Here is a 23,573-nt window from a genome sequence, read left to right on the forward strand (position 1 = left end):
GCGCAACCTGACCCTGTTTCGTTGCGACGCCAACCATGTCATGGAAGACACGCAACGGACGTCAAGGAAGCCTCCCGACAAAGCCCTTAGCGTGTACGGGCATTCGTCAGGAGGACTCCCCATGCAAGGACTGCTACGCGCCACGCTCTGCGCGGCACTGCTCTACCCTTCTCCCACCCTGTTGGCTTCGACCGTCTTTCGCTGCGTCGATGCGACCGGCCATGTCACCTTCACCCTGAACGGCTGCCCCACCGACCAGGATCAGCAGTTGCAGGATGCCCACAACCCCACCCCAGGCGGAGGCAAGCCGGTTCCGATGGCCAAGCCGGGCAAGGCCGCCCGCCAGGAGAGGCGGGAAACGGGCGCGGTGCTCGTGGTAGGCGAGCGCCAGGATGGCTGCGGCAACCAGGTGACCGGCACTGCCCGCCGGGAAGCAATGGTCAAGCAAGAGATACGCGCCGGTATGACACGGGCAGACGTGGAAAGCGCGTTGGGCAAGCCGGACCGCATCAGCCGGCAGAACGGCCAGACCCGCTACCACTACCGGGATGCGAAGGGAAACAGCCGGCAAGTGAGCTTCGACGAATCCGGCTGCGTGAGAGGAAAGCGCTGAAACGAAAAAGGCCTGCATCGCTGCAGGCCTTTTCGATATGGCGCACTCAGGAGGATTCGAACCTCCGACCGCCCGGTTCGTAGCCGGGTACTCTATCCAGCTGAGCTATGAGTGCGTGTGGTGCTTTTAGACCAGATCACCGCTGGTTGAAACAAAATGGCCTGCATCGCTGCAAGCCATCCTCGATATGGCGCACTCAGGAGGATTCGAACCTCCGACCGCCCGGTTCGTAGCCGGGTACTCTATCCAGCTGAGCTATGAGTGCGTGGGCTGCGCATTATAGGGATCGAAATCCGATTATCAAGTGCTTTTTCGAATAAGCTCAATCACTTACCGCTTCAGCACCTGCATCACACCCTAGGTAATGCAATGGCGGAGAGGGGGGGATTCGAACCCCCGACACCCTTTTGAGGTGTACTCCCTTAGCAGGGGAGCGCCTTCGGCCTCTCGGCCACCTCTCCGCAACACGGGGCGCATCATACCCATCTTTGCCCCGCTTGCAAAGCCAAAAATTAGAGAAAAATTAGTGGCTTGGTTCTTGATCTTTCTCTTTCTGGATTCTCTGGTAGATCTCTTCACGGTGCACGGCCACCTCCTTCGGGGCATTGACGCCTATGCGCACCTGATTGCCTTTCACTCCCAACACGGTGACAGTCACCTCATCACCAACCATCAGGGTCTCTCCGACCCGGCGAGTCAGAATCAGCATTCCTTTCTCCTTCACGGTACAGGACCAACAGTCTGCAAAAAGAAAAATGGTGTCAGCGCTCGGCCGAACGGCCGGACCTACACCCAAGTATTGACCAGCCCGGATAAAAGGAAAGTTCCTCCGGGCCAGTCAAAAAAGACGAAAGGCGCGGGTTTCGTCCGCGCCTTCCGGGTCAAAGCCTCACTCGCCCTGTCGGGCCGGAGCGTCCAGCTCGAAAGCGGTATGCAGCGCACGCACCGCCAGCTCCAGGTACTTCTCCTCGATCACCACGGACACCTTGATTTCGGAGGTGGAGATCATCTGGATGTTGATGCTTTCCTTGGCCAGCGCCTCGAACATGCGGCTGGCAACCCCGGCGTGGGAGCGCATGCCGACGCCGACGATGGAAACCTTGGCGATCTTGGTGTCACCAACCACTTCGCGGGCACCGATCTCGCGGGCGGTGCTTTCCAACACCTGCAGCGCGTTATGGTAGTCGTTGCGGTGCACGGTGAAGGTGAAGTCGGTGGTGTTATCGTGTGCGACGTTCTGCACGATCATGTCCACTTCAATGTTGGCGGCGCTGATCGGGCCGAGGATCTTGAAGGCCACGCCGGGGGTATCCGGCACGCCACGGATGGTCAGCTTGGCTTCGTCGCGGTTGAAGGCGATGCCGGAAATGATCGGCTGTTCCATGGATTCCTCTTCATCAAGGGTAATGAGGGTGCCCGGACCCTCCTGGAAGCTGTGCAGCACGCGCAGCGGAACATTGTACTTGCCGGCGAACTCCACCGAACGGATCTGCAGCACCTTGGAGCCGAGGCTGGCCATTTCCAGCATTTCCTCGAAGGTGATCTTGTCCAGGCGACGGGCCTGCGGCACCACGCGCGGATCGGTGGTGTAGACACCGTCGACGTCGGTGTAGATCTGGCATTCGTCGGCCTTCAGGGCCGCCGCCAGCGCCACACCGGTGGTATCGGAACCGCCACGGCCGAGCGTGGTGATGTTGCCGTGCTCGTCGACGCCCTGGAAACCGGCGACCACTACCACCCGGCCAGCCTTGAGGTCGGCACGGATCTTCTGGTCGTCGATCTGCAGGATGCGCGCCTTGTTGTGCGCGCTGTCGGTCAGGATGCGGACTTGGTTGCCGGTGTAGGAAATCGCCGGAACGCCGCGTTTGATCAGTGCCATGGCCAGCAGCGCGATGGTCACCTGCTCGCCGGTGGAGACCATCACGTCCAGCTCGCGCGGTACCGGCTGTTCGCTGATCTGCTTGGCGAGGTCGATCAGGCGGTTGGTCTCGCCACTCATGGCTGAGACCACGATCACCAGATCGTTGCCCGCCTCGTGGAACTTCTTCACCTTCTCGGCCACTTGCTCGATCCGCTCGACGCTACCGACCGAGGTGCCCCCAAATTTCTGTACGATCAAAGCCATTTCAAAGCCGCCTAATCCCGTGAAGGGCGCCCATTAAACATTCAACGCGGCTTACCTGCCAAGGCCCGCCGGGCGTGGGGCGGCGCCTTGGCCGAGGGACTCAGAGCCCCTGTTCGACGAAGGGCACGGCCAGCGCCAGCGCCTGGTCCAGCGCCGCGGCATCGCTGCCGCCGCCGCGGGCCATGTCGGGACGTCCGCCGCCCTTGCCGCCGACTGCCGCCGCGGCCTGTTTCATCAGATCGCCGGCTTTGAGTTGGCCGGTCAGGTCCTGGGTGACGCCGGCGACCAGTGTCACCTTGCCCTCCAGCGCCCCGCCGAGCAGGATCACTGCGCGACCGAGCTTGTTCTTCAATTGGTCGACCAGCGCCAGCAGCGCATCGCCGTCCAGACCATCCAGGCGTGCGGCCAGGACTTTCACGCCCTTGACCTCGATCGCCGAGCCGGCCAGGTCGTCGCCTGCCGCGCTGGCGGCCTTGGCCTTGAGCTGTTCCAGCTCCTTTTCCAACTGACGGTTGCGCTCCAGCACGCCGACCAGCTTGTCCAGCAGGTTCTCGCGGCTGCCCTTGACCAGCGCCGCCGCTTCCTTCAACTGCTCTTCGGCATTGTTCAGGTAGGCCAGTGCCGCCGCGCCGGTAACCGCTTCGATCCGGCGCACGCCGGCCGCCACGCCACCTTCGCTGGTGATCTTGAAGAGGCCGATGTCGCCGGTGCGGGAGACGTGAGTACCGCCGCACAGCTCGACGGAGAAACCGCCGCCCATGGTCAGGACGCGCACTTGATCGCCATACTTCTCGCCGAACAGCGCCATGGCGCCCTTGGCCTTGGCGGTGTCGATGTCGGTTTCCTCGGTCTCGACCTCGGAGTTCTTGCGGATTTCGGCGTTGACGATGTCTTCCAGGGCCTTCAGTTGCTCCGGCTTGATTGCCTCGAAGTGACTGAAGTCGAAGCGCAGGCGCTGGCTGTCCACCAGCGAGCCTTTCTGTTGCACATGCTCGCCGAGCACTTGGCGCAGCGCCGCGTGCAGCAGGTGGGTCGCGGAGTGGTTGAGCGCGGTGGCCTGGCGTACCGAGGCGTCGACAGTCGCTTCGATGCTCGCACCGACTTCCAGCACGCCGCAGTCCAGCACACCGTGATGGAGGAAGGCGTTGCCGGCCTTGGTGGTGTCGCGCACGTCGAAGCGCAGGCCATTGGCCGACAGGTAGCCGCAGTCGCCTACCTGACCACCGGACTCGGCGTAGAACGGGGTACGGTCGAGGACTACGACGCCCTGCTCGCCTTCTTTCAGGCGCTCGACGACCACACCATCGCGGAACAACGCAACGACCTTGCCGCTGCCCTGGGTGCCCTGGTAGCCGGTGAAGACGGTCTCGCCTTCCACCTTGACCAGCGCGTTGTAGTCCATGCCGAAGGCGCTGGCGGCACGGGCACGCTCGCGCTGGGCCTCCATTTCGCGCTCGAAGCCCTCTTCGTCGAGGGTCAGGTCGCGTTCGCGGGCGATGTCGTTGGTCAGGTCGACCGGGAAGCCGTAAGTGTCGTACAGCTTGAACACCACGTTGCCGGGAATGACCGAACCCGACAGCTCGGCCAGATCCTGTTCGAGAATCTTCAGACCCAACTCCAGGGTCTTGGCGAATTGCTCTTCCTCGGTTTTCAGCACGCGCTCGATGTGCGCCTGCTGTTGCTTCAACTCGGGGAACGCCTCGCCCATCTCGGCCACCAGGGCGGCGACGATCTTGTGGAAGAAGCTGCCCTTGGCGCCCAGCTTGTTACCGTGGCGGCAGGCGCGACGGATGATCCGGCGCAGCACGTAGCCACGGCCTTCGTTGGACGGCAGCACGCCGTCGGCGATGAGGAAGCTGCAGGAGCGGATGTGGTCGGCCACCACCTTCAGCGACGGCTGGCCTTCCTCGGCGCAACCGATGGCGTCGGCCGCGGCCTTGAGCAGGTTCTGGAACAGGTCGATCTCGTAGTTCGAATGCACGTGCTGGAGCACGGCGCTGATCCGCTCCAAGCCCATGCCGGTGTCCACGCTCGGTGCCGGCAGCGGGTGCATTACGCCATCGGCTGTGCGGTTGAACTGCATGAACACGTTGTTCCAGATCTCGATGTAGCGGTCGCCGTCTTCTTCCGGGGAACCGGGCGGGCCGCCCCAGATGTCCGGGCCGTGGTCATAGAAGATCTCGGTGCATGGACCGCAGGGGCCGGTGTCGCCCATCGCCCAGAAGTTGTCCGAGGCGTAGGGAGCGCCCTTGTTGTCGCCGATGCGCACCATGCGCTCGGCCGGTACGCCGACTTCCTTGGTCCAGATGTCGTAGGCCTCGTCGTCGCTGGCGTAGACGGTGACCCAGAGCTTGTCCTTGGGCAGGCCCAGCCATTTTTCGGACGTCAGGAATTCCCAGGCGTAGGTAATGGCGTCGCGCTTGAAATAATCGCCGAAGCTGAAGTTGCCCAGCATTTCGAAGAAGGTGTGGTGGCGCGCGGTATAGCCGACGTTCTCCAGGTCGTTGTGCTTGCCGCCGGCGCGAACGCACTTCTGGCTGCTGACGGCGCGGGTGTAGGCGCGCTTTTCCAGGCCGAGGAAGCAGTCCTTGAACTGGTTCATCCCGGCGTTGGTGAACAGCAGGGTCGGGTCGTTGCCCGGAATCAGGGAGCTGGAGGCGACGCGGGTGTGCCCCTTCTCTTCGAAGAAGCGGAGGAAGGCTTCACGGATTTCTGCGCTTTTCATAGTTTCATCCAGGGAAAACAGCGGCCACGGAAACGCCGGCAAAGGGCCGCATTATATCGGCCCTGCGCCATCGGGGTAGTGCTTTGTTCGTTAGATGCCGACTACGGGCGAAGGGTCATGGCCCCGACGAACGCCAACGCCGCCCTCAGCGACGGACGGAGGCGAAGAAGTCAATTACCCGTTCGATATCCCCGGCGGACACATCCATATGGGTCACCATGCGAAGACGTGGCGCCGCGGTCAGCCGGATACCCCGCTCGGCGGCGGTCGCCTTGAACGCCTGGGCCTGCTCGCCGGCATTCAGGTAGACCATGTTGGTCTGCACCGGCTCCACCTCGAAGCCCAGGGCACGCAAGCCCTCGCCGAGACGGGCAGCATTGGCGTGATCCTCGGCCAGGCGCTCGACCAGATGCTCCAGTGCATAGAGCCCCGCCGCCGCCAGCACGCCGGCCTGGCGCATGCCGCCGCCGACCATCTTGCGCCAGCGCCGCGCCTTGCCGATCAACTCGGACGAGCCGCAGAGCACCGACCCCACCGGCGCGCCCAACCCCTTGGACAGACAGACCGAGACGGAATCGAAATGCCCGGCGATATCCCGGGCATCGATCCCGAGCCTGACCGCCGCGTTGAACAGCCGGGCCCCGTCCAGATGCAGGGCGAGACCATGACGCCGGGTGAAATCGCGCGCGGCAGCCAGGTAGGACATCGGCAGCACCTTGCCCTGCATGGTATTTTCCAGCGCCAGCAGGCGGGTCCGGGCGAAATGGAAGTCATCCGGCTTGATCGCCGCGGCCACCCGTTCCAGATCGAGCGAGCCGTCGGTCTCCACTTCCACCGGCTGCGGCTGGATCGAGCCAAGCACGGCAGCGCCACCGCCTTCATATTTATAGGTGTGCGCCTGCTGCCCAACGATGTACTCGTCGCCCCGCTCGCAGTGCGCCAGCAGACCGAGCAGGTTGCTCATGGTGCCGGTGGGGACGAAAAGCGCGGCGGCGAAACCGAGACGTCCGGCCAGGTAGGCCTCCAGCCGGTTGACGGTAGGGTCCTCGCCGTAGACATCGTCCCCCAGCTCGGCCTGCAGCATCGCTTCGCGCATGCCGGGCGTGGGCTGGGTGACGGTATCGCTGCGCAGATCGATGACGGACATCGGAGGGGCTCCTTGATCAAGGTGTCAGGTTTGACACCCTACCCGGAGCGCCTCCGTGCCGATAGATACAGCCAGGTGAAAAAACCGGGCAAATGCCCGGTTCAGAGATTCGCAGGCACCACGAGGATGCCGGCGCGCAGACCGTTCTTCACCTTGGGATTGGGGAAGATGATGCGCGCACCCTCCTCCTCGATCACCCAGCGGGTGTCGGCGATGTCCTCGGCCAGCAGGTAGCCCACTGGCAGCTCGCTGAAGTTCTCGATGTCGTCCGGCAAGTGCAGGCGGAAGCCTTCGCTGTGCTTGATGATTTCCCGGGCCACGGTGAACAGCTGCATACCGTCCAGCCCACCATCTTCTTCGCTCTCCGCCTCGCGCCCTTCGATGAGCTGCTCCAGCAGGGTTTCGAGACGGTCCAGCTTGACGATGCCGTTCTGCCCGAAGGGGCGTGCCTTGCCCAGCTCCAGGGTGAAGGCTTCGGCCTCCAGGTGGGCGTAGGTGAAGGAGCTGAAGGTGATGCCGGTCTTGTTCTGCAGCAGCACCGCCTCGATGCCCGCCGCCTTCAACCGGGCCAGCTCCCGCTGCGAATGCGCACGGCCCTCGCGGTAGGGATAGAGCGCGAATTGTTCGATCTTCGAACCGCGGATGGCGGTGTGCAGGTCGTAGTGCAGGCGGGTGCGCCCCGGCTTGCTGAAGAAGGACGTCGCCAGGCGCTCCAACTCGGCGGCACGCAACGCTTCGAAACCACTGGATTCCTCGTGCCGGCCGCAGAACAGCCGGTTGATGTCGTGCTCGACGTAGCGTTCGCCCCGGCGCATGGCATCGGGGTTGCCGAGCAGGAAGAGGATGCGCGCGCGCGGCCTCAACTCGCCACGGGCGACGCCCTGGACCAGGCGGTCCAGCAGCTCGATGGGAGCGGTTTCGTTGCCATGGATACCGGCGGAGAGCAGCAGGTCGAGCCCGCAATCGGCGGCTCCGGGCGGAGTGATTTCCAGCGCACCTTCCGTCAGCCAGTGCAGGCGCGTCCCCTCGGCGGTCAACTGGATCTTCTCGGTCGGCTCGCGGCCGGCCAGGGTCAGGTCAAGCAGTTTGCCGAGGGCTAGCATAGGGATACCTCTACAACCATTGGATCAATCCTGGTGCGGTGGGGCCGCCCTGCGTGGCCGGTCAGTGATCGCAGTCCGGCCCGTGCACGTGTTCCTCGTCATCCGCCTCGATCGGCTCCATTTCCAATTGCAGGCTGACCAGGTTGGTCGCCAGCGGACGCAACAGCAGGTTGGCGTATTCCGTGTCACTGTCCTCGACGTCCACGCCGATCAGCAACTGGCCGTTACCAGCCTGCTGAATCCACACTTCGCGACCTTGCCAGACCACGGCGAAACGGGTGCAGGACGTTTCCAGTTGGGTGCCGTCGGTATCTTCGAGGATCAGTTGCAGGGTATCGGACATCACATCAGCTCCAAGCTATAGGTCACAAGCTGCAAGCCTGGGCGAGCGTGCAGCCTGCCGCCTGGAACTTGAAGCTCAATCGATCTGGAAGGGATAAACCGAGCCCAGTTTAAGGATCTGCGTCAGTTCATCCAATGCCGTTCTGCACTCTACCAGCAATTGTGGATCAGCCAGGTCGGCTTCGCTGAGGCGATCGCGGTAATGCTTCTCGACCCAGGTGGTCAGCGTCCCGTACAGCGCGGGGGTGAGAATCACGCCCGGGTTCACCGCGTTCAGCTCGTTTTCCTTGAGCGCCACGCGCAGACGCAGGCAAGCCGGACCGCCGCCGTTCTGCATGCTCTGCTTGAGATCGAAGACCTTCACCTCGCGGATCGGGCCGTCCTCGGCCGTCAGGCGTTGCAGATAGCGCCAGACGCGCTCGTTGAGGCGGCACTCCTCGGGAACGATCAGCAGCATGCTGCCGTCGGCGCGTGTGAGCAGTTGGCTGTTGAACAGGTAGGACTGCACGGCGTCCTCGACGCCGACCGCCTCGCGCGGCACGCAGACCGCCTGGAAGCGGCCGCCGCGGCGGCCCAGCTTGTCGTGCAGCTCGGCCAGCACACGGTCAGTCTCGAGGAAGGCGTCCTCGTGGTGGAACAGCACTTCGCCGTTGCCCACGGAAATCACGTCGTTGTGGAACACACCCTGGTCGATCACCGCCGGATTCTGCTGGGCATAGACCACGCCCTCGTCATCGAGCCCGTGCAGGCGGGCCACCGCCTGGCAGGCCTCCAGGGTCTGCCGCGCCGGGTAACGCTGCGGCGCCGGGAAGCGGCTGTCGAAGGCGCTGCGGCCGAAGACGAAGAATTCCACGCCGGCTTCGCCGTAGCTCTTGCAGAAACGGGTGTGGTTGGCCGCCCCTTCGTCACCGAACTGGCTCACCGCCGGCAGCGCCGCGTGGTGGGCGAAGTGCCGAGGGTCAGCGAACATGGCGCCGAGCACACGGCTGGTGGTGGGGTGCTCGATGGAGCGGTGGAACTTACAGTTCAGGTTGGCGGCGGTGAAATGCACACGGCCGTCGGCGGTGTCGGCGCTCGGGCTGACCGTGCAGGCGTTGGCCGTCCACATGCTGGAGGCCGAGCTGCAGGCCGCCAGCAGTGGCATGGCTTCCTTGGCGGCCTTCTGGATCACCTCGGCATCGCTGCCGGAAAAGCCCAGGCTGCGCAGCGCGACGACATCCGGGCGCTCCTGCGGAGCCAGCACGCCCTGCTTGAAGCCCATCTCCATCAGTGCCTTCATCTTCGCCAGGCCCTGCAAGGCGGCTTCCTTCGGACTGGAGACCGCCTGGCTGTTGCTCTGCGACGCCACGTTGCCGTAGGACAGGCCGCCGTAGTTATGGGTCGGGCCGACCAGTCCGTCGAAATTCACTTCATAGGCTTTCATTTACAAACTCACTCCCGGGGTCAGGGTAGCGGGCAGGCTGAGGGCTTCGCTTTCCAGAGAGGCGACCGGATAAGCGCAGTAATCGGCGGCATAGTAGGCGCTCGGACGATGGTTGCCGGACGCGCCGACCCCGCCGAAGGGCGCGCTGCTGGCGGCGCCGGTGAGCTGCTTGTTCCAATTCACGATGCCGGCGCGGCTTTCCACCCAGAACTGCTGGTAGCGCTCGCGGGAATCGGACAGCAGGCCGGCGGCGAGACCGTATTGGGTCGCGTTGGCTTCGGCGATGGCGGCGTCGAAGTCGGTGTAGCGGATCACTTGCAGCAGCGGGCCGAAGAACTCTTCGTCGGGGCGCTCGGCCACCGCGGTGACATCGAGGATGCCCGGCGTCAGCAGGGCGGCGTCCGCCTCCGGTTGGGTCATCGCCAGCAGGGCAACGGCGCCCTTGGCCAGCAACGCGGCCTGGGCTTCGAGCAATTGGCGAGCCGCCAGCAGGGAGACCACCGAACCCATGAAGGGCGCCGGCTGCTCATCGAAGCGGCCGACCTTGATCTGCGCAGCGACCTGCACCAGCCGCGCCAGCAGCGCATCGCCCCAGGCGCCTTGCGGCACCAGCAGGCGGCGGGCGCAGGTGCAGCGCTGGCCGGCGGAAATGAACGCGGACTGGACGATGGTGTAGACCGCGGCATCCACATCGGCGACCTGATCGACGATCAGCGGATTGTTGCCACCCATCTCCAGGGCGAGGATCTTGTCCGGGCGGCCGGCGAACTGCTGGTGCAACAGGTTGCCGGTGCGGCTCGATCCGGTGAAGAACAACCCATCGATGCCGGCATGTCCGGCCAGGGCGATGCCGGTTTCGCGGGCACCTTGGACGAGGTTGAGCACGCCGGCCGGAATACCGGCCTCGATCCAGCATTTCACCGTCAGCTCGGCGACTTTCGGCGTCAGCTCGCTGGGTTTGAACACCACGGCGTTACCCGCCAGCAGCGCCGGCACGATGTGCCCGTTGGGCAGATGGCCCGGGAAATTGTACGGGCCGAACACCGCCACCACGCCATGCGGTTTGTGCCGCAGCACGGCGGTGGCGTCGGCCAGCGGGCCGGACTTCTCGCCGGTGCGCTCGCGGTAGCTCTGGATGGAAATGGCGACCTTGTTGACCATGCTGGTCGCTTCGGTGGCGGCTTCCCACAGCGGCTTGCCGGTCTCTTCGCCGATGGCGCGGGCCAGTTCGTCGCCGTGCGCCTTGAGGGTAGCGGCGAAGGTGTCCAGGATCGCGATGCGCTCTTCCAGCGGACGACGGGCCCAGGCCGGGAACGCGGCACGCGCGGCCTGCACGGCGGCGTCCACCTGCGCGGGGCTGGCGGCGGCGCCCTGCCAGAGCACGGCCTGGCCGACGGGGTTGCGAGATTCGAGGGCGTCGCCCTCGCCAGCCTGCCAGGCGCCGGCGATGTAATGGGTAGTCATGATCGGGCTCCTTAGTTCGCCAGCGGCTTGGCCGACAGGGGCACGGCGCGGACCTGGGCACCGGGGCTGAGTTGCAGGCGCCTGGCGGTCTGCGGATCGACCACCAGGGTGCCGGCGGCCATCCGCGCCGGAGCGGCAGTGATGCGGCAGTCCTCGCGCTTGCGGTTGTGGATCACGAACGGCGTGGCGTCCTCGCCCGGCGTCCCCACCGCCAGCACCAGCGGCAGGCTGTCGCGCACCGCGCGAATCTTGCTGGTCTCGCATTCGATGGCCGGGCCGGCGTCGAAGATGTCGACGTAGCCTTGGTAGCTGAAACCTTCCGCCTTGAGCATCGCCAGGGCAGGTTCGGTGTCGGGATGGACGCGACCGATGACGTTGCGCGCCTCTTCCGAGAGAAAGCAGGTATAGAGCGGGAATTTGGGCATCAGCTCGGCGATGAACGCCTTGTTGCCCACGCCGGTCAGGTAGTCCGCCTGGCTGAACTCCATCTTGAAGAAATGCCGGCCGAGGCTTTCCCAGAACGGCGAACGGCCGTCGGCATCGGACACGCCACGCATCTCGGCGAAGATCTTCTCGCCAAACAGTTCCGGGAACTCGGCGATGAACATGAAACGCGCCTTCGACAGCAGGCGCCCGTTCAGGCCGGTGCGGTGGTCGGCATGGAGGAACAGCGAGCACAGCTCGGAGTTGCCGGTGAGGTCGTTGGCCAGGAACAGCGTCGGAATCTGCCGGTGCACATTCAGTTCCTGGGAGGCGCTGACGGTCAGGCCGACGCGGTAGTTGTACCAGGGCTCACGCAGGCCGACGGCGCCGGCCACGGCGGAAATGCCCAGCACCCGGCCGTCGTCGTCCTCGAGGACGAACAGGTAGTCCGCATCGGCACGCTCGGCCTCGCCGCGGAACGCCTTCTCCGCCCAGCCGACCCGGTGCGCGAGGCGCTCCTCGTTGGCCGGCAGGGTGGTGAGACCGGCGCCGGTGCTGCGCGCCAGGTCGATCAGCGCCGGCAGATCGGCACTGCGTACGGGACGAACGATCATAGATCCTCCGGATCAGCTATAGGCTTCACGCGCGAGCCGGTGCCCGAAGGCCGCGGCTCGCCGCTTCAATTCAAACCGCGACCAGGCGCACGCTGGAGCCTTCGCCGACACCCAGCGCCTCGGCCGCTTCGGCCGAGAGGGTCACCGGCTTGCCGGGCACCCAGTCCAGTTCGGCAACGATGGCGCGGTAATCCTGCAACTGGCCGTTGGCGACCAGATAGGGACGCCCGCCCTTCCCCGGCTCGCCGACGCGTACCGGCACCACACGGCTCTGGGCGATGGAACGGATGCCCGAGGTGCGCGCATGCAGGGTCGGGCCGCCATCGAAGATGTCGATGTAGTGGTCGGTCTCGAAGCCTTCGCGCATCAGAATGTCGAAGGTAATCTGCGCCCGCGGATGCACCTGGCCCATGGCTTCCTGGGCGGCATCCGGCAGCAGCGGCACGTAGATCGGGTAATGCGGCATCAGCTCGGCGAGGAAGGTGCGGCTCTTCAGGCCGCACAGGCGTTCGGCCTCGGCGTAGTTGATGTCGAAGAAGTTGCGCCCGACGGCGTCCCAGAACGGCGAGTCGCCGTGCTCGTCGCTGTAGCCGACGATCTCCACCACCACCGCATCGGCGAAGCGCTCCGGGTGGTTGGCGAGGAACAGCAGGCGGCCACGGGAATTCAGCTCGGAGGCGGTGGTGCCGACCAGCGGCGGCTCCACGTAGAAACTGGTGAGCAGGCTGTTGCCGGTGAGGTCGTGGCAGAGCGACAGGACGTGGATCTTGTTGTGGATCTTCAGCTCGCGCGCGGCGTGCACGAAGGTCTCGTTGCGGAAGCTGTAGAACGGCTCGGAGTAACCGGCCGAGGCGACGATGCCGGAGCAGCCCACCAGATGGCCGTTCTCGCTGTCTTCGAGGACGAAGAAGTAGCTCTCCTCGCCATTGAAGCTGACTTCGGCGGCGAAGGAGGCTTCCGAGGCGGCGATCTTGTCGCGCAGGCGCTCGGTATCGTCCGGCAACGAAGTGACACCGACCGGACTGTCCGCGGCCAGACGCTGAACCTCGGCCAGATCGGCCATTTGCGCGGGGCGCATCACCAGCATGGTGTCACTCCTTCTTTCAAGAAAAGCTCCGAGGCCTCGGCGAAGCGCTCAGAGAAGGCCATGGCCCCCGGGCCACGGCAGCACTGGAAACGGTCATCCCTGGATGGATCGCGGCACTGCCCTGTGCCGCGCTCGCTCTTTCAAGCGTAGGCCGTACCAACGGCACGGCCCGAAGGGATGGGGACTCAGCCCTGGATCAACTTGGACACGGCTCGTTCGAAACGCGCCAGACCTTCGTCGATATCGGCATCCTCGATCACCAGACTGGGGGCGAAACGCACCACGTCCGGGCTGGCCTGGAGCACCATCAGCGCCTCTTTTTCGGCGGCGTTCAGCACGTCCTTGGCCTTGCCCTTCCAGGCGTCGGCCAGCACGCAGCCGATCAGCAGACCGAGACCCCGCACCTGGCTGAACAAGCCGTATTCGCGGCCGATCTGCTCGAGGCGGGTCTTGAAGCGGTCATGCTTGGCCTTGACCCCGTCGAGCACTTCGCGGGTGTTGACCACATCGATCACCGCCTCGCCCACCGCACAGGCCAACGGGTTGCCGCCGTAGGTGGTGCCGTGGGTGCCAACGGCGAAATGCGCGGCGATGTCGGTCTTGGTCAGGATGGCGCCGATGGGGAAACCGCCGCCCAGGCTCTTGGCGCTGGAGAGGATGTCCGGCACCACGCCGTAGTGCATGTAGGCGAACAGCTCGCCGGTGCGGCCCATGCCGGTCTGCACTTCGTCGAAGATCAACAGCGCCTTGTGCTCGTCGCACAGCTTGCGCGCGCCTTCGAGGTAGGCCTGGTCGGCCGGCAGCACGCCACCTTCGCCCTGGATGGGCTCGAGCACGACGGCGCAGGTCTTGTCGGAAATGGCGGCCTTCAGCGCCTCCAGATCGTTATAGGGCACGTGGGTGATGCCCTGGATTTTCGGCCCGAAGCCGTCGGAATACTTCGGCTGGCCACCGACGCTGACGGTGAACAGGGTGCGGCCGTGGAAGCTGTTGGTGGCGGCGATGATCTCGCACTTCTCCGGACCGAACAGGTCGTGGGCATAACGACGGGCCAGCTTGAACGCGGCCTCGTTGGCTTCGGCGCCGGAGTTGCAGAAGAACACCCGCTCGGCGAAGGTGGCGTCGACCAGCTTGTGGGCCAGGCGCAAGGCCGGCTCGTTGGTGAACACGTTGGAGACGTGCCACAGCGTGTTGGCCTGTTCGGTCAGGGCGCCGACCAGGGCCGGGTGGCAATGACCGAGGACATTCACTGCGATGCCGCCGGCGAAATCGATCAGCTCGCGCCCGTTCTGATCCCAGACTCGGGAACCCTGGCCTCGCACCGGAATGAAAGCGGCGGGGGCATAGTTGGGGACCATCACCTGGTCGAAATCGGCGCGTGCTACCGGCGCATGTTCAGCGGACATCGAAGTTCTCCTGCCTGGATAGGGGCGAGTGATGAATGGATTGTAGGGACTGATTCCGGGTCGGCATTGCCGCCATGCGACAACTTCTTACAGCCGAAACCCGATAAATCCCGAAGCTTATGCAAATGCGACAGAAAGCGTCGGGAAGGCGCAGTTTAAACATTGGACAGTGCTGGAGCGCAGGAGCCGCGAGACTTTTTCCAGGCTCGACGAAAGATCGCTTCCTTCACCCGGACAACAGCGCAAAAGAGCGGAAAATCGGGCCCTGACAAGCCGCCACGAAGGACTAAACAAGGGCCCGGACCGGATTGGACGCCCTCCGATCGCGCCAAACGGAGCGACTCCGATGGCGGCCGGCACCAGCGGCAGCCCGATCGCCATCCCTGCAAGGCAGCCGGACGCATCGCCCCAATCGGAAAAAAGCAGGCCCCAAAAAGACAAAACCCGGATAGATATCCGGGTTCCCAGTCTTCAACCGCGCTCGACCGTCGAGGGCGCCAGCTCGAACGGATGATTGCTGCGCCGCTGGTTGCGATCCTCCCGCGGCGTCGCGCCGAAGAAATTGCGGTAGGCGCTGGAGAAGTGCGGACCGGAGCTGAACCCGCAGGACAGCCCGATCTGGATGATCGACTTGCTGGTCTGCATTAGCATCTGCCGCGCCTTGTTCAGGCGCAGCTCCAGGTAGTACTGGCTGGGTACGCGATTGAGGTACTGCTTGAAGATTCGCTCCAGTTGCCGACGGGAAACACAGACGTGCTGGGCGATCTCGTCGGTGGTCAGCGGCTCCTCGATGTTGGCCTCCATCAACAGGACAGCCTGGGTCAGCTTCGGATGGCTGGAGCCAAGGCGGTTCTGCAGCGGAATGCGCTGGCGCTCGCCACCTTCGCGGATGCGCTCGACCACCAGTTCCTCGCTCACCGCGCCGGCCAGCTCGGCGCCATGGTCGCGGGCCAGCACCGCCAGCAGCAGGTCCAGCACGGCCAAACCGCCACAGGCGGTCAGGCGGTCGCGGTCCCAGTCGAACAGATGGCTGGTGGCGATCACCTTGGGGAAGCGCTCGGTGAAGTCGTCCTGCCAGCGCCAGTGCACCGCCGCCCGGTAGCCGTCAAGCAGTCCGAGCAACGCCAGCGGATAGATGCCGGCGGACAGCCCACCGACCACGCAACCGGCACGCACCACCTGGCGCAATGCACTGGCCAGCGCCGGCGCCAGTTGGGTCGGCGGCTCGTCGGCGACCAGGAACAGCTTCTGACAGCCCTCCAGCTTGCCCGCCCAGGGCTCGCCCGGCAGCCGCCAGTCACCCTCGGCAACAGGCTCGGCCTGGAGAAACAGGAGTTCGTACACCACGTCGGGGTGGACGCGCTGGGCAACGCGCAAGGCTTCCTCGGCCAGCGCCAGGGTCATTGCCTTGGTGCCGGGCCAGATCAGGAAGGCGATTCGATGTGAGGTCATGTCAGGGCAGTTTAGGCGAGATGGGAGAAGCTTACTTCAAGCTGCCGGAAAGGAACTGCTTCAATCGCTCGGACTGAGGATTCACCAGCACCTCCTTCGGACAGCCGCGCTCCTCCACCAGGCCCTTGTGCAGGAACACCAGCTGGTTGGACACCTCGCGGGCAAAGCCCATCTCATGGGTGACCACCACCATGGTGCGACCTTCGGTCGCCAGGTCCTGCATCACCTTGAGCACTTCGCCGACCAGTTCAGGGTCGAGGGCCGAAGTCGGCTCGTCGAACAGCATCACCTCCGGCTCCATCGCCAGGGCACGGGCGATAGCCACACGCTGCTGTTCGCCGCCGGACATGTGCCCCGGGTAGGCGTCCTTGCGGTGCGCCACGCCCACCTTGGCCAGGTAGTGCTCGGCCTTTTCCTGGGCTTCCTTCTTGGTCACGCCGAGCACGTGCACCGGCGCTTCCATGACGTTTTCCAGGGCGGTCATGTGCGACCACAGGTTGAAATGCTGGAACACCATGGACAGGCGTGAACGCATGCGCTGCAACTGTTTCGGGTCGGCCGCCTTGAGCGCGCCGTCCTTGTTGGCGATCAGCTTCAGCTCTTCGCCATTGAGCAGGATCTTGCCGCCGTGCGGCTGTTCCAGCAGGTTGATGCAGCGCAGGAAGGTGCTCTTGCCGGAGCCGCTGGAGCCGATGATGCTGATCACATCGCCCGCCTTGGCCGCCAGGGAGACGCCCTTGAGCACTTCATGGCTGCCGTAGCGCTTGTGCAAGTCCTGGACTTCGAGTTTGTACATGGTGTCGATTCTCTGAAGGCAATGGATCAGTCGTTGAGCAGGCGACCCTGGCGGATCGGATCGCGGCCGGCCACCTTGGCCAGCCAGTAGCCCGGCCGGGCGTAGCGTTGGCGCTCGATGGCGAAGAGCACGCCGGATACCGAGGCGTGCACTGTGGTACAGCGGTCGTCGAGCGGATCGATGATCTGGAACAGCGCGTCGCCCCGCTCCACCCACTCGCCGGCCCGGCGCAGGAAGCTGACCACCCCGGTATGTGGAGGGAACAGCAGCTCGGTCCCTTCGAAGGGCATGCTCTCGCAGCAGCGCTCCGGTGCCGCCGGCCAGTCGCCGGCGATCAGCCCTTGCTCGGCGAGGAAACCGAGGATCGCCTCGGCATGGGCATCCGCCTGTTCCGGCGCGGTATCGGTCACGCCCGCCAGCTCTACCGTGGTAGCCAGGCAGGCCAGCGGAATGTCCGCCTGCGGGAAGGCACGCGACAGGCGCAGCCAGGGCAGCGAGCAGGATTCGTCGAACGAGCTGCCGCCGGAGTCCTCAGCCAGCAGCGCCACACCGGCGCCCAGCCGCGCAGCCAGGGAGCGCCACTGCGGCCAGTGCTGCGGCAAGGCATAGAGATGAATGGCCGCATCGAAATCGCAATGCAGGTCGAGCACCACGTCGGCGTCGCAGGCATGGCGCAGCAACAGGCGCTGCAGCCCTTCCAGCTCACTGGCCGGAGCGGGCAATTCCTCCAACGCATCGCGCATGGCCTGGCGGATCAGGCGCACGTTGGCGCTGGCGTCGTCGGCCAGAGCGTTACCGATACGCGGCCGCACCAGCGCCTCCAGATCGACGAAGCCACGGTTGAAGTTCTTCCCACTGGCCTGTTCGAAACGTCCGTGATGCAAACCCTGGACGAACTGCGCGAGACCAATCGGGTTGGCCACCGGCACCAGCTCGATGACGCCGTTCAGGCGCCCTTCCGCTTCCAGCGCGGCGAGCCGCTGCTTGAGCGACCAGGCGGTGCGCATGCCCGGCAGCTCGTCGGCGTGCAGGCTGGCCTGGATGTAGGCCTTGCGCTCGCCCTGGCCGTAGCGGAACACGCTGAGACGGCGCTCGCTGCCCAGGGTCATCCAGGACAGGCAATGATCGATGCGTTGCATGGACGGCTCCTCAGGCTTTGCGCGGCGCCATGTAGCCGAGCCAGCGGCGTTCGGCGCGCTTGAACAGGCGCACCAGCACGAAGGTCAGGCACAGGTAGAAGACACCCGCGGTGATGTAGGCCTCGAACGGCAGGTAGTACTGCGAGCTGACGGTACGCGCCGCGCCAGTGATATCGACCAGGGTGACGATGGACGCCAGGCTGGTGGTGTGCAGCATCATGATCACCTCGTTGCTGTACTGCGGCAGCGCACGGCGCAACGCGGACGGCAGGAGGATGCGGCGGTACAGCTTGAAGCGCGACATGCCCACCGCCTTGGCCGCTTCGATCTCGCCATGGGGTGTGGCCTTGAGGCTGCCGGCGAGGATTTCCGCGGTATAGGCGCTGGTGTTGATGGCGAAGGCCAAGCAGGCGCAGAAGGTCGCGTTGGAGAAATACGGCCAGAGGAAGCTCTCGCGCACCGCCGCGAACTGCGCCAGTCCGTAGTAGATCAGGAACAGCTGCACCAGCATCGGCGTGCCGCGAATGACGTAGGTGTAAAGCCAGGCCGGGAAGTTCACCGCCGGCTGTCGGGAGACCCGCATCAGCGCCAGCGGCACCGCCACGGTCAGGCCCACGGCCAGGGAAATCAGCAGGAGCTTGAGGGTGACCAGCACGCCGTTGAAGTACAGCGGCAGGTTTTCCCAGATCACGGAGAAGTCGAGGATCATAGTTCAGCCGCCTTGACGCCAACGCTGTAGCGTTTCTCCAGGAAGCGCAGGGCCAGCAGGGAAACGCTGGTCAGCACCAGGTAGAGAGCCGCCACGGCCAAGTAGAAGGTGAAGGGTTCGCGGGTGGCATCCGCCGCGCTCTTGGCCTTGAACATCATGTCCTGCAGGCCGACCACCGAGATCAGCGCGGTGGCCTTGGTCAGCACCAGCCAGTTGTTGGTGAAGCCGGGAATGGCGAAGCGGATCATCTGCGGCACCAGGATGCGGAAGAACACCTGGACCCCGCTCATGCCGTAGGCGGCGCCCGCCTCGCCCTGCCCTTTCGGGATCGCCATGAAGGCGCCACGGAACGTCTCGGAGAGGTAGGCGCCGAAGATGAAGCCGAGGGTGCCGACACCGGCGGCGAAGGCATCGATCTCGATGTAGTCCTCGTAACCCAGCATCGGCGCTACGCGGTTCACGATGTCCTGGCCGCCGTAGAAGATCAGCAGGATCAGCACCAGGTCCGGGATGCCGCGGATCACCGTGGCATAGGCGTCGCCGAGCAGCGCCAGCCACTTGATCGGCGAAAGACGGAAGGCCGCGCCCAGCAGGCCGAGCAGGATGGCCACCGCCATGGAAGTCAGGGCTAACAACAGGGTGAGCCAGGCACCGTCGACGATGGTCGACCCATAGCCGTTCAGCATGATCTCAAGTCCTCATGCAGCGCACCCGGGAACCGGGCGGCGCCGGAAACGAAAAAGCGGCACGACATTCAGGTTAGCCCCGAACGATCCCTCCCGAACCGTTCCGGCCCCGCGTCCGGAGGGATCGCCCTCCTTCCGCTTCACGCTGCTTCCTGCGCGAACCCTGTCGTGCCGCTTTCGGAGAAAGCGATTACTCGCCGTAGACGTTGAAGTCGAAGTACTTGTCCTGCACTTCCTTGTACTTGCCGTTGGCACGGATCGCCGCGATGGCCGCGGTGATCTTGTCGGCCAGGGCCTTGTCGCCCTTGCGTACGGCGATGCCAGCGCCTTCGCCGAAATACTTCGTGTCGGTGTAGTCCGGGCCGACCAGGGCGAAGCCCTTGCCCGCGTCGGTCTTGAGGAAACCGTCGTCGATGTTCACCACGTCGGCCAGGGTCGCGTCGAGGCGGCCGGCGGCGAGGTCGAGGAAGATTTCGTTCTGCGAGCTGTAGCGGACCACTTCGATACCGGCCGGCACGTAGACGTCGGTGGCGTAGCGGTCATAGATGGAGGCGCGCTGCACGCCGACCTTCTTGCCCTTCAGGTCGACCAGCGGGTCCTTGATCTCGGTACCGGCCTTCATCGCCAGTTTGGCGGGGGTGTGGTAGTACTTGCCGGTGAAATCCACCGACTTCTTGCGCTCGTCGGTGATCGACATGGACGACAACACCGCGTCGAACTTGCGCACCTTCAGCGCCGGGATCAGACCGTCGAACTCCTGCTCGATCCACTTGCACTCCACTTTCATCTCTTCGCAGAGCGCATTACCGATGTCGTAGTCGAAGCCGGTGATCTTGCCTTCGGGAGTCTTGTAGGCGAAGGGCGGGTAGGCCGCTTCGATGCCGATGCGCAGGGGCTTTTCCGCCATCGCCAACGGCGACAGCACGGACAGCGCCATGGCGCCGAGAAGTACGATCTTTTTCATCGTGATGACTCCTTCGAATGAGGGTTCAGCGATTGGCAGAATAGGACTCGCCCAGGCCGCTTCCAGTCCAGCGACAACGCAACGACGCGGAGTATGGACCGCTGGAAAGCGTCGCCATCTTCGCCGAACGGACGGGCGCAGAGGTTCCGGCTGGGTGAGCGGCATTCTAGCGACAGGCCCAAAGCCGATATTTCTTCAATGCGACAAGTAATTACAAAAGCGCCGGAGGCGGCAGGGATGCAGGTTGACAGCGGAGGGAAAAGCTGATTACGAGAATGACCCAGAACCAGTATCTCTAGCAATTAGTGATCCAGAAATTACATAACCTCTCTAGAACGGTACTTACTGTCCTTATCTTTATTCCAGCCTTGTCATTTTTTGCTCCATCGCGGTGCCGATTGTTCCCGATGCACCCGGTTGGAGCGCATAGCGTTACGGGTGGGTGTTACGACGGCGGACCGTTTCGTCTACCGATAAAAATCAGGGAAGCGTGACCTGTTAGTCGAGGCTTGAAGTGATGGAAGGCCCTGGAAAGAGAATGCTTTGTATGCGTTAAGCGTCTAACCCAATTTCTCCCGTATTCGTAGACAGCCCCTCTCCCCCGGCCCCTCTCCCATAAACGGGAGAGGGGCGATTCGTGTTGCCCGGCATAGCGAAGTGATCCTGACGCTTTGGCATTGCCAGAGAGATTGCAGAAGAGGTGGGACCAACTCCGACGCCCCGTCAGGAGGCCGAGCGGAATCGTCGTGTAGGGGGACAAGCGGCATGGATGCCGCGAGAGGCGCGATTGGCCAGGGATGGCCCCTCGCGCCGCCCCCCGGAGCGGCGATGGAGGGAGGGAAGTCGAGCGAAGCGAGGCCCGGATGCCGGGGCAAGCCCTCTTGGTTACTTCTGGGGCGACTGCCAGAAGTGACTCGCCGGGAGGCGAAACAAGAAGCCTCTACTGAACTCGGTAATCGGTTTGACTCAAATCTATCTAGCGGCAAGGGCTAAAAAGAAAACGCCCCGCACGGCTCGTGACCGGCGGGGCGTCTTCAGACAGCTTGATCAGGCGCAGGCGGCCTGCATGCTGCGATGCGTATCGATGAGGTGCTGCACCACACTGGGATCGGCCAGGGTGGAGATGTCGCCGAGGGAATCGTATTCGGCAACCGCGATCTTGCGCAGGATGCGGCGCATGATCTTGCCCGAGCGAGTCTTCGGCAGGCCCGGCGCCCACTGGATCACGTCCGGCGTGGCGATCGGGCCGATTTCCTTGCGGACCCACTGTTTCAGCTCCAGACGCAGAGCCTCGGAAGGCTCTTCGCCGGCGTTCAGGGTGACGTAGACATAGATGCCCTGCCCCTTGATGTCGTGCGGCATGCCAACCACCGCGGCCTCGGCCACTTTCGAGTGGGCGACCATGGCGCTTTCGATCTCGGCGGTGCCCATGCGATGGCCGGAAACATTCAGCACGTCGTCGACGCGACCGGTGATCCAGTAGTAGCCGTCCTCGTCGCGGCGCGCGCCGTCGCCGGTGAAGTACATGCCCTTGAAGGTCTTGAAGTAGGTATCGACGAAGCGGTCATGGTCGCCGTACAGGGTACGCGCCTGGCCCGGCCAGGAGTCGATGATCACCAGGTTGCCCTCGGTGGCGCCTTCCAGCAGGTTGCCCAGGTTGTCCACCAGGGCCGGCTGCACACCGAAGAACGGACGGGTCGCCGAGCCCGGCTTGAGCGCGGTGGCGCCGGGCAGCGGGCTGATCAGGACGCCGCCGGTCTCGGTCTGCCACCAGGTATCGACGATCGGGCAGCGGCTCTGGCCGACGGTCTCGTAGTACCACTGCCAGGCTTCCGGGTTGATCGGCTCGCCGACCGAACCGAGCAGGCGCAGGCTGGAGCCATCGGCGCCCTCCACCGCAGCCTTGCCCTGGGCCATCATGGCGCGGATCGCGGTCGGTGCGGTGTAGAGGATGTTGACCTTGTGCTTGTCGACCACCTTGGCCACGCGGGTGACATCCGGGTAGTTCGGCACGCCTTCGAACAGCACGGTGGTCGCACCGTTGGCCAGCGGGCCGTAGACGATGTAGCTGTGGCCGGTGACCCAGCCCACGTCGGCGGTGCACCAATAGACCTCGCCCGGACGGTAGTCGAACACCCGCTCATGGGTCAGGGAGGCGTACAGCAGGTAGCCGGCGGAGGTGTGCAGCACGCCCTTCGGCTTACCGGTGGAGCCGGAGGTGTAGAGGATGAACAGCGCTTCCTCGGCGCCCATTTCCTTCGGCGCGCAGACGCTGCCGGCGACCTTCATCAGGTCTTCGTACCAGATGTCGCGATGGCCGTGCCACTTGATGTTCCCACCGGTGCGCTTGACCACGATGATCTTCTGCACGCTGGCGGTTTCCGGGTTGGTCAGCGCCTCGTCGACGTTTTCCTTCAGCGGGGTCTTCTTGCCGCCGCGCACGCCTTCGTCGGCAGTGATCACCACCTTCGAGCGGCAGTCGATGATGCGACCGGCCAAGGCTTCCGGCGAGAAGCCGCCGAATACCACGGAGTGGATGGCGCCGATGCGCGCACAGGCCAGCATGGCCACCACCGCTTCGGGGATCATCGGCATGTAGATGGTCACCACGTCGCCGCGGTGCACATCCTGCCCGCGCAGGGCGTTGGCGAACTTGCAGACCTGCTCGTGCAGTTCGCGGTAGGTGATGAGCTTGTGCTCGGACGGGTCGTCGCCTTCCCAGATGATCGCCACTTGGTCGCCACGCTCTTCCAGGTGACGGTCGAGGCAGTTGTAGGAGACGTTCAGTGTGCCGTCGGCGAACCACTTGATATCCACGTGGTGGTCGTCGAAGGAGGTCTGCTTCACCTTGGTGAAAGGCTTGATCCAGTCCAGACGCTTCGCCTGCTCGCGCCAGAAGCCATCGGGGTTGATCACCGACTGCTGATACATGGCCTTGTAGGTGGCCTCGTCGGTCAGCGACCGGGCGGCGACCTCGGGACGCACGGGATAGAGGGAAGCAGCGCTCATGACTAACACCTCGGTGAGTAGTTGTTTTTTATGGCGCCTTTTGTAGCCCTCCCCCTGCAAGCGAACCATTCGACCATGGTCTTACCGGTCTACGACCATGGTCGTGCGTGCCTCATGCGAGGGCTCTGGCATGCTGGTTCGAGCGGATAGGACGAGGTCGGCTCGGGGAAGAATAGCCACGCAGAACGGGGGTGGTAGGGGCGAATTCATTCGCCCATTGTCATGCCGTGATCCGATGGTGATGTGTACGACTCGCCCCGCCCCCTCACAACCAGGCATCCCCCCAACCCTCGGGGCGAGGGGGCAGTTTGTGCGAGCCTGCTGATCCGTGCTCCAAGCGCCATCC

Annotated in this window: 19 protein-coding genes and 3 tRNA genes; 1 reads left to right on the top strand and 21 read right to left on the bottom strand. The window is 64.4% G+C overall.

What is annotated here, in order from left to right; all coding sequences use genetic code 11:
• Nucleotides 1-121: 121 nt before the first annotated feature.
• The gene (locus PIN01S_RS22290) at nucleotides 122-613 is read left to right on the top strand and encodes a DUF4124 domain-containing protein (protein WP_084339109.1); all 492 of its coding nucleotides are present in this window, start codon (nucleotides 122-124) and stop codon (nucleotides 611-613) included.
• 38 nt (nucleotides 614-651) lie between these two features.
• Here PIN01S_RS22290 and PIN01S_RS22295 read toward each other — a convergent pair.
• The 21 genes from PIN01S_RS22295 to acs form a co-directional block, all read right to left on the bottom strand.
• A tRNA-Arg gene (locus PIN01S_RS22295) sits at nucleotides 652-728 on the bottom strand.
• A gap of 73 nt (nucleotides 729-801) precedes the next feature.
• A tRNA-Arg gene (locus PIN01S_RS22300) sits at nucleotides 802-878 on the bottom strand.
• 105 nt (nucleotides 879-983) lie between these two features.
• Nucleotides 984-1,074, bottom strand: a tRNA-Ser gene (locus tag PIN01S_RS22305).
• 62 nt (nucleotides 1,075-1,136) lie between these two features.
• Nucleotides 1,137-1,322: a carbon storage regulator CsrA gene (gene csrA / locus PIN01S_RS22310; protein ID WP_084339110.1), complete on the bottom strand. Its 186-nt coding sequence runs from the start codon at nucleotides 1,320-1,322 to the stop codon at nucleotides 1,137-1,139.
• Between the two features lie 180 nt (nucleotides 1,323-1,502).
• On the bottom strand, nucleotides 1,503-2,738 hold the full coding sequence (locus tag PIN01S_RS22315) for an aspartate kinase (protein WP_084339111.1): 1,236 nt from the start codon (nucleotides 2,736-2,738) through the stop codon (nucleotides 1,503-1,505).
• Nucleotides 2,739-2,838: 100 nt separating this feature from the next.
• On the bottom strand, nucleotides 2,839-5,463 hold the full coding sequence (gene alaS, locus PIN01S_RS22320; protein WP_084339112.1) for an alanine--tRNA ligase: 2,625 nt from the start codon (nucleotides 5,461-5,463) through the stop codon (nucleotides 2,839-2,841).
• A 145-nt stretch (nucleotides 5,464-5,608) separates the two neighbouring features.
• Nucleotides 5,609-6,610 (bottom strand): low-specificity L-threonine aldolase, encoded by a 1,002-nt coding sequence (gene ltaE / locus PIN01S_RS22325; protein WP_084339113.1) that lies wholly within the window; start codon nucleotides 6,608-6,610, stop codon nucleotides 5,609-5,611.
• Nucleotides 6,611-6,711: 101 nt separating this feature from the next.
• A complete protein-coding gene (gene astE, locus PIN01S_RS22330) occupies nucleotides 6,712-7,713 on the bottom strand; it encodes a succinylglutamate desuccinylase (protein WP_084339114.1) in 1,002 nt (333 codons plus the stop codon).
• Nucleotides 7,714-7,774: 61 nt separating this feature from the next.
• On the bottom strand, nucleotides 7,775-8,056 hold the full coding sequence (locus PIN01S_RS22335; protein WP_084339115.1) for a topoisomerase II: 282 nt from the start codon (nucleotides 8,054-8,056) through the stop codon (nucleotides 7,775-7,777).
• Nucleotides 8,057-8,131: 75 nt separating this feature from the next.
• Nucleotides 8,132-9,478 carry an N-succinylarginine dihydrolase gene (gene astB / locus PIN01S_RS22340; protein ID WP_084339116.1) on the bottom strand — a complete coding sequence of 449 codons (1,347 nt, stop codon included), beginning with the start codon at nucleotides 9,476-9,478 and terminating at the stop codon, nucleotides 8,132-8,134.
• A complete protein-coding gene (astD, locus tag PIN01S_RS22345) occupies nucleotides 9,479-10,945 on the bottom strand; it encodes a succinylglutamate-semialdehyde dehydrogenase (RefSeq protein WP_170837221.1) in 1,467 nt (488 codons plus the stop codon).
• An 8-nt stretch (nucleotides 10,946-10,953) separates the two neighbouring features.
• Nucleotides 10,954-11,979, bottom strand: coding sequence for an arginine N-succinyltransferase (gene astA / locus PIN01S_RS22350; RefSeq protein ID WP_084339118.1), 1,026 nt, complete (start codon nucleotides 11,977-11,979; stop codon nucleotides 10,954-10,956).
• Between the two features lie 70 nt (nucleotides 11,980-12,049).
• On the bottom strand, nucleotides 12,050-13,066 hold the full coding sequence (aruF, locus tag PIN01S_RS22355) for an arginine/ornithine succinyltransferase subunit alpha (protein WP_084339119.1): 1,017 nt from the start codon (nucleotides 13,064-13,066) through the stop codon (nucleotides 12,050-12,052).
• Nucleotides 13,067-13,251: 185 nt separating this feature from the next.
• Nucleotides 13,252-14,472, bottom strand: coding sequence for an aspartate aminotransferase family protein (locus tag PIN01S_RS22360; RefSeq protein WP_084339120.1), 1,221 nt, complete (start codon nucleotides 14,470-14,472; stop codon nucleotides 13,252-13,254).
• Between the two features lie 471 nt (nucleotides 14,473-14,943).
• Nucleotides 14,944-15,924, bottom strand: a complete 981-nt coding sequence (gene argR / locus PIN01S_RS22365; protein WP_084339121.1) for a transcriptional regulator ArgR — start codon at nucleotides 15,922-15,924, stop codon at nucleotides 14,944-14,946.
• Nucleotides 15,925-15,955: 31 nt separating this feature from the next.
• Nucleotides 15,956-16,720 (bottom strand): ABC transporter ATP-binding protein, encoded by a 765-nt coding sequence (locus PIN01S_RS22370; protein ID WP_084339122.1) that lies wholly within the window; start codon nucleotides 16,718-16,720, stop codon nucleotides 15,956-15,958.
• A gap of 26 nt (nucleotides 16,721-16,746) precedes the next feature.
• The gene (locus PIN01S_RS22375) at nucleotides 16,747-17,859 is read right to left on the bottom strand and encodes a succinylglutamate desuccinylase/aspartoacylase family protein (protein WP_084339123.1); all 1,113 of its coding nucleotides are present in this window, start codon (nucleotides 17,857-17,859) and stop codon (nucleotides 16,747-16,749) included.
• A gap of 10 nt (nucleotides 17,860-17,869) precedes the next feature.
• The gene (locus tag PIN01S_RS22380; protein ID WP_084339124.1) at nucleotides 17,870-18,568 is read right to left on the bottom strand and encodes an ABC transporter permease; all 699 of its coding nucleotides are present in this window, start codon (nucleotides 18,566-18,568) and stop codon (nucleotides 17,870-17,872) included.
• Nucleotides 18,565-19,254 carry an ABC transporter permease gene (locus tag PIN01S_RS22385; RefSeq protein ID WP_084339125.1) on the bottom strand — a complete coding sequence of 230 codons (690 nt, stop codon included), beginning with the start codon at nucleotides 19,252-19,254 and terminating at the stop codon, nucleotides 18,565-18,567. The genes PIN01S_RS22380 and PIN01S_RS22385 overlap by 4 nt, the downstream gene beginning before the upstream one ends.
• 190 nt (nucleotides 19,255-19,444) lie before the next feature.
• Nucleotides 19,445-20,218, bottom strand: coding sequence for an ABC transporter substrate-binding protein (locus tag PIN01S_RS22390; RefSeq protein WP_084339126.1), 774 nt, complete (start codon nucleotides 20,216-20,218; stop codon nucleotides 19,445-19,447).
• 1,047 nt (nucleotides 20,219-21,265) lie between these two features.
• The gene (gene acs / locus PIN01S_RS22395; protein ID WP_084339127.1) at nucleotides 21,266-23,227 is read right to left on the bottom strand and encodes an acetate--CoA ligase; all 1,962 of its coding nucleotides are present in this window, start codon (nucleotides 23,225-23,227) and stop codon (nucleotides 21,266-21,268) included.
• Nucleotides 23,228-23,573 lie beyond the last annotated feature (346 nt).

The organism is Pseudomonas indica NBRC 103045 (assembly GCF_002091635.1).
Lineage (GTDB): Bacteria > Pseudomonadota > Gammaproteobacteria > Pseudomonadales > Pseudomonadaceae > Pseudomonas_M > Pseudomonas_M indica.

What these genes read in the sequence shown, in the direction of transcription:
- PIN01S_RS22290 (WP_084339109.1), top strand. Translation starts at nt 122, where the DNA reads ATGCAAGGACTGCTACGCGCCACGCTCTGCGCGGCACTGCTCTACCCT.
- PIN01S_RS22370 (WP_084339122.1), bottom strand. Translation starts at nt 16,720, where the DNA reads ATGTACAAACTCGAAGTCCAGGACTTGCACAAGCGCTACGGCAGCCAT.
- astB (WP_084339116.1), bottom strand. Translation starts at nt 9,478, where the DNA reads ATGAAAGCCTATGAAGTGAATTTCGACGGACTGGTCGGCCCGACCCAT.
- acs (WP_084339127.1), bottom strand. Translation starts at nt 23,227, where the DNA reads ATGAGCGCTGCTTCCCTCTATCCCGTGCGTCCCGAGGTCGCCGCCCGG.
- ltaE (WP_084339113.1), bottom strand. Translation starts at nt 6,610, where the DNA reads ATGTCCGTCATCGATCTGCGCAGCGATACCGTCACCCAGCCCACGCCC.
- aruF (WP_084339119.1), bottom strand. Translation starts at nt 13,066, where the DNA reads ATGCTGGTGATGCGCCCCGCGCAAATGGCCGATCTGGCCGAGGTTCAG.
- argR (WP_084339121.1), bottom strand. Translation starts at nt 15,924, where the DNA reads ATGACCTCACATCGAATCGCCTTCCTGATCTGGCCCGGCACCAAGGCA.
- PIN01S_RS22390 (WP_084339126.1), bottom strand. Translation starts at nt 20,218, where the DNA reads ATGAAAAAGATCGTACTTCTCGGCGCCATGGCGCTGTCCGTGCTGTCG.
- astE (WP_084339114.1), bottom strand. Translation starts at nt 7,713, where the DNA reads ATGCTAGCCCTCGGCAAACTGCTTGACCTGACCCTGGCCGGCCGCGAG.
- PIN01S_RS22360 (WP_084339120.1), bottom strand. Translation starts at nt 14,472, where the DNA reads ATGTCCGCTGAACATGCGCCGGTAGCACGCGCCGATTTCGACCAGGTG.
- PIN01S_RS22315 (WP_084339111.1), bottom strand. Translation starts at nt 2,738, where the DNA reads ATGGCTTTGATCGTACAGAAATTTGGGGGCACCTCGGTCGGTAGCGTC.
- PIN01S_RS22380 (WP_084339124.1), bottom strand. Translation starts at nt 18,568, where the DNA reads ATGATCCTCGACTTCTCCGTGATCTGGGAAAACCTGCCGCTGTACTTC.
- alaS (WP_084339112.1), bottom strand. Translation starts at nt 5,463, where the DNA reads ATGAAAAGCGCAGAAATCCGTGAAGCCTTCCTCCGCTTCTTCGAAGAG.
- PIN01S_RS22335 (WP_084339115.1), bottom strand. Translation starts at nt 8,056, where the DNA reads ATGTCCGATACCCTGCAACTGATCCTCGAAGATACCGACGGCACCCAA.
- astA (WP_084339118.1), bottom strand. Translation starts at nt 11,979, where the DNA reads ATGATCGTTCGTCCCGTACGCAGTGCCGATCTGCCGGCGCTGATCGAC.
- csrA (WP_084339110.1), bottom strand. Translation starts at nt 1,322, where the DNA reads ATGCTGATTCTGACTCGCCGGGTCGGAGAGACCCTGATGGTTGGTGAT.
- PIN01S_RS22375 (WP_084339123.1), bottom strand. Translation starts at nt 17,859, where the DNA reads ATGCAACGCATCGATCATTGCCTGTCCTGGATGACCCTGGGCAGCGAG.
- PIN01S_RS22385 (WP_084339125.1), bottom strand. Translation starts at nt 19,254, where the DNA reads ATGCTGAACGGCTATGGGTCGACCATCGTCGACGGTGCCTGGCTCACC.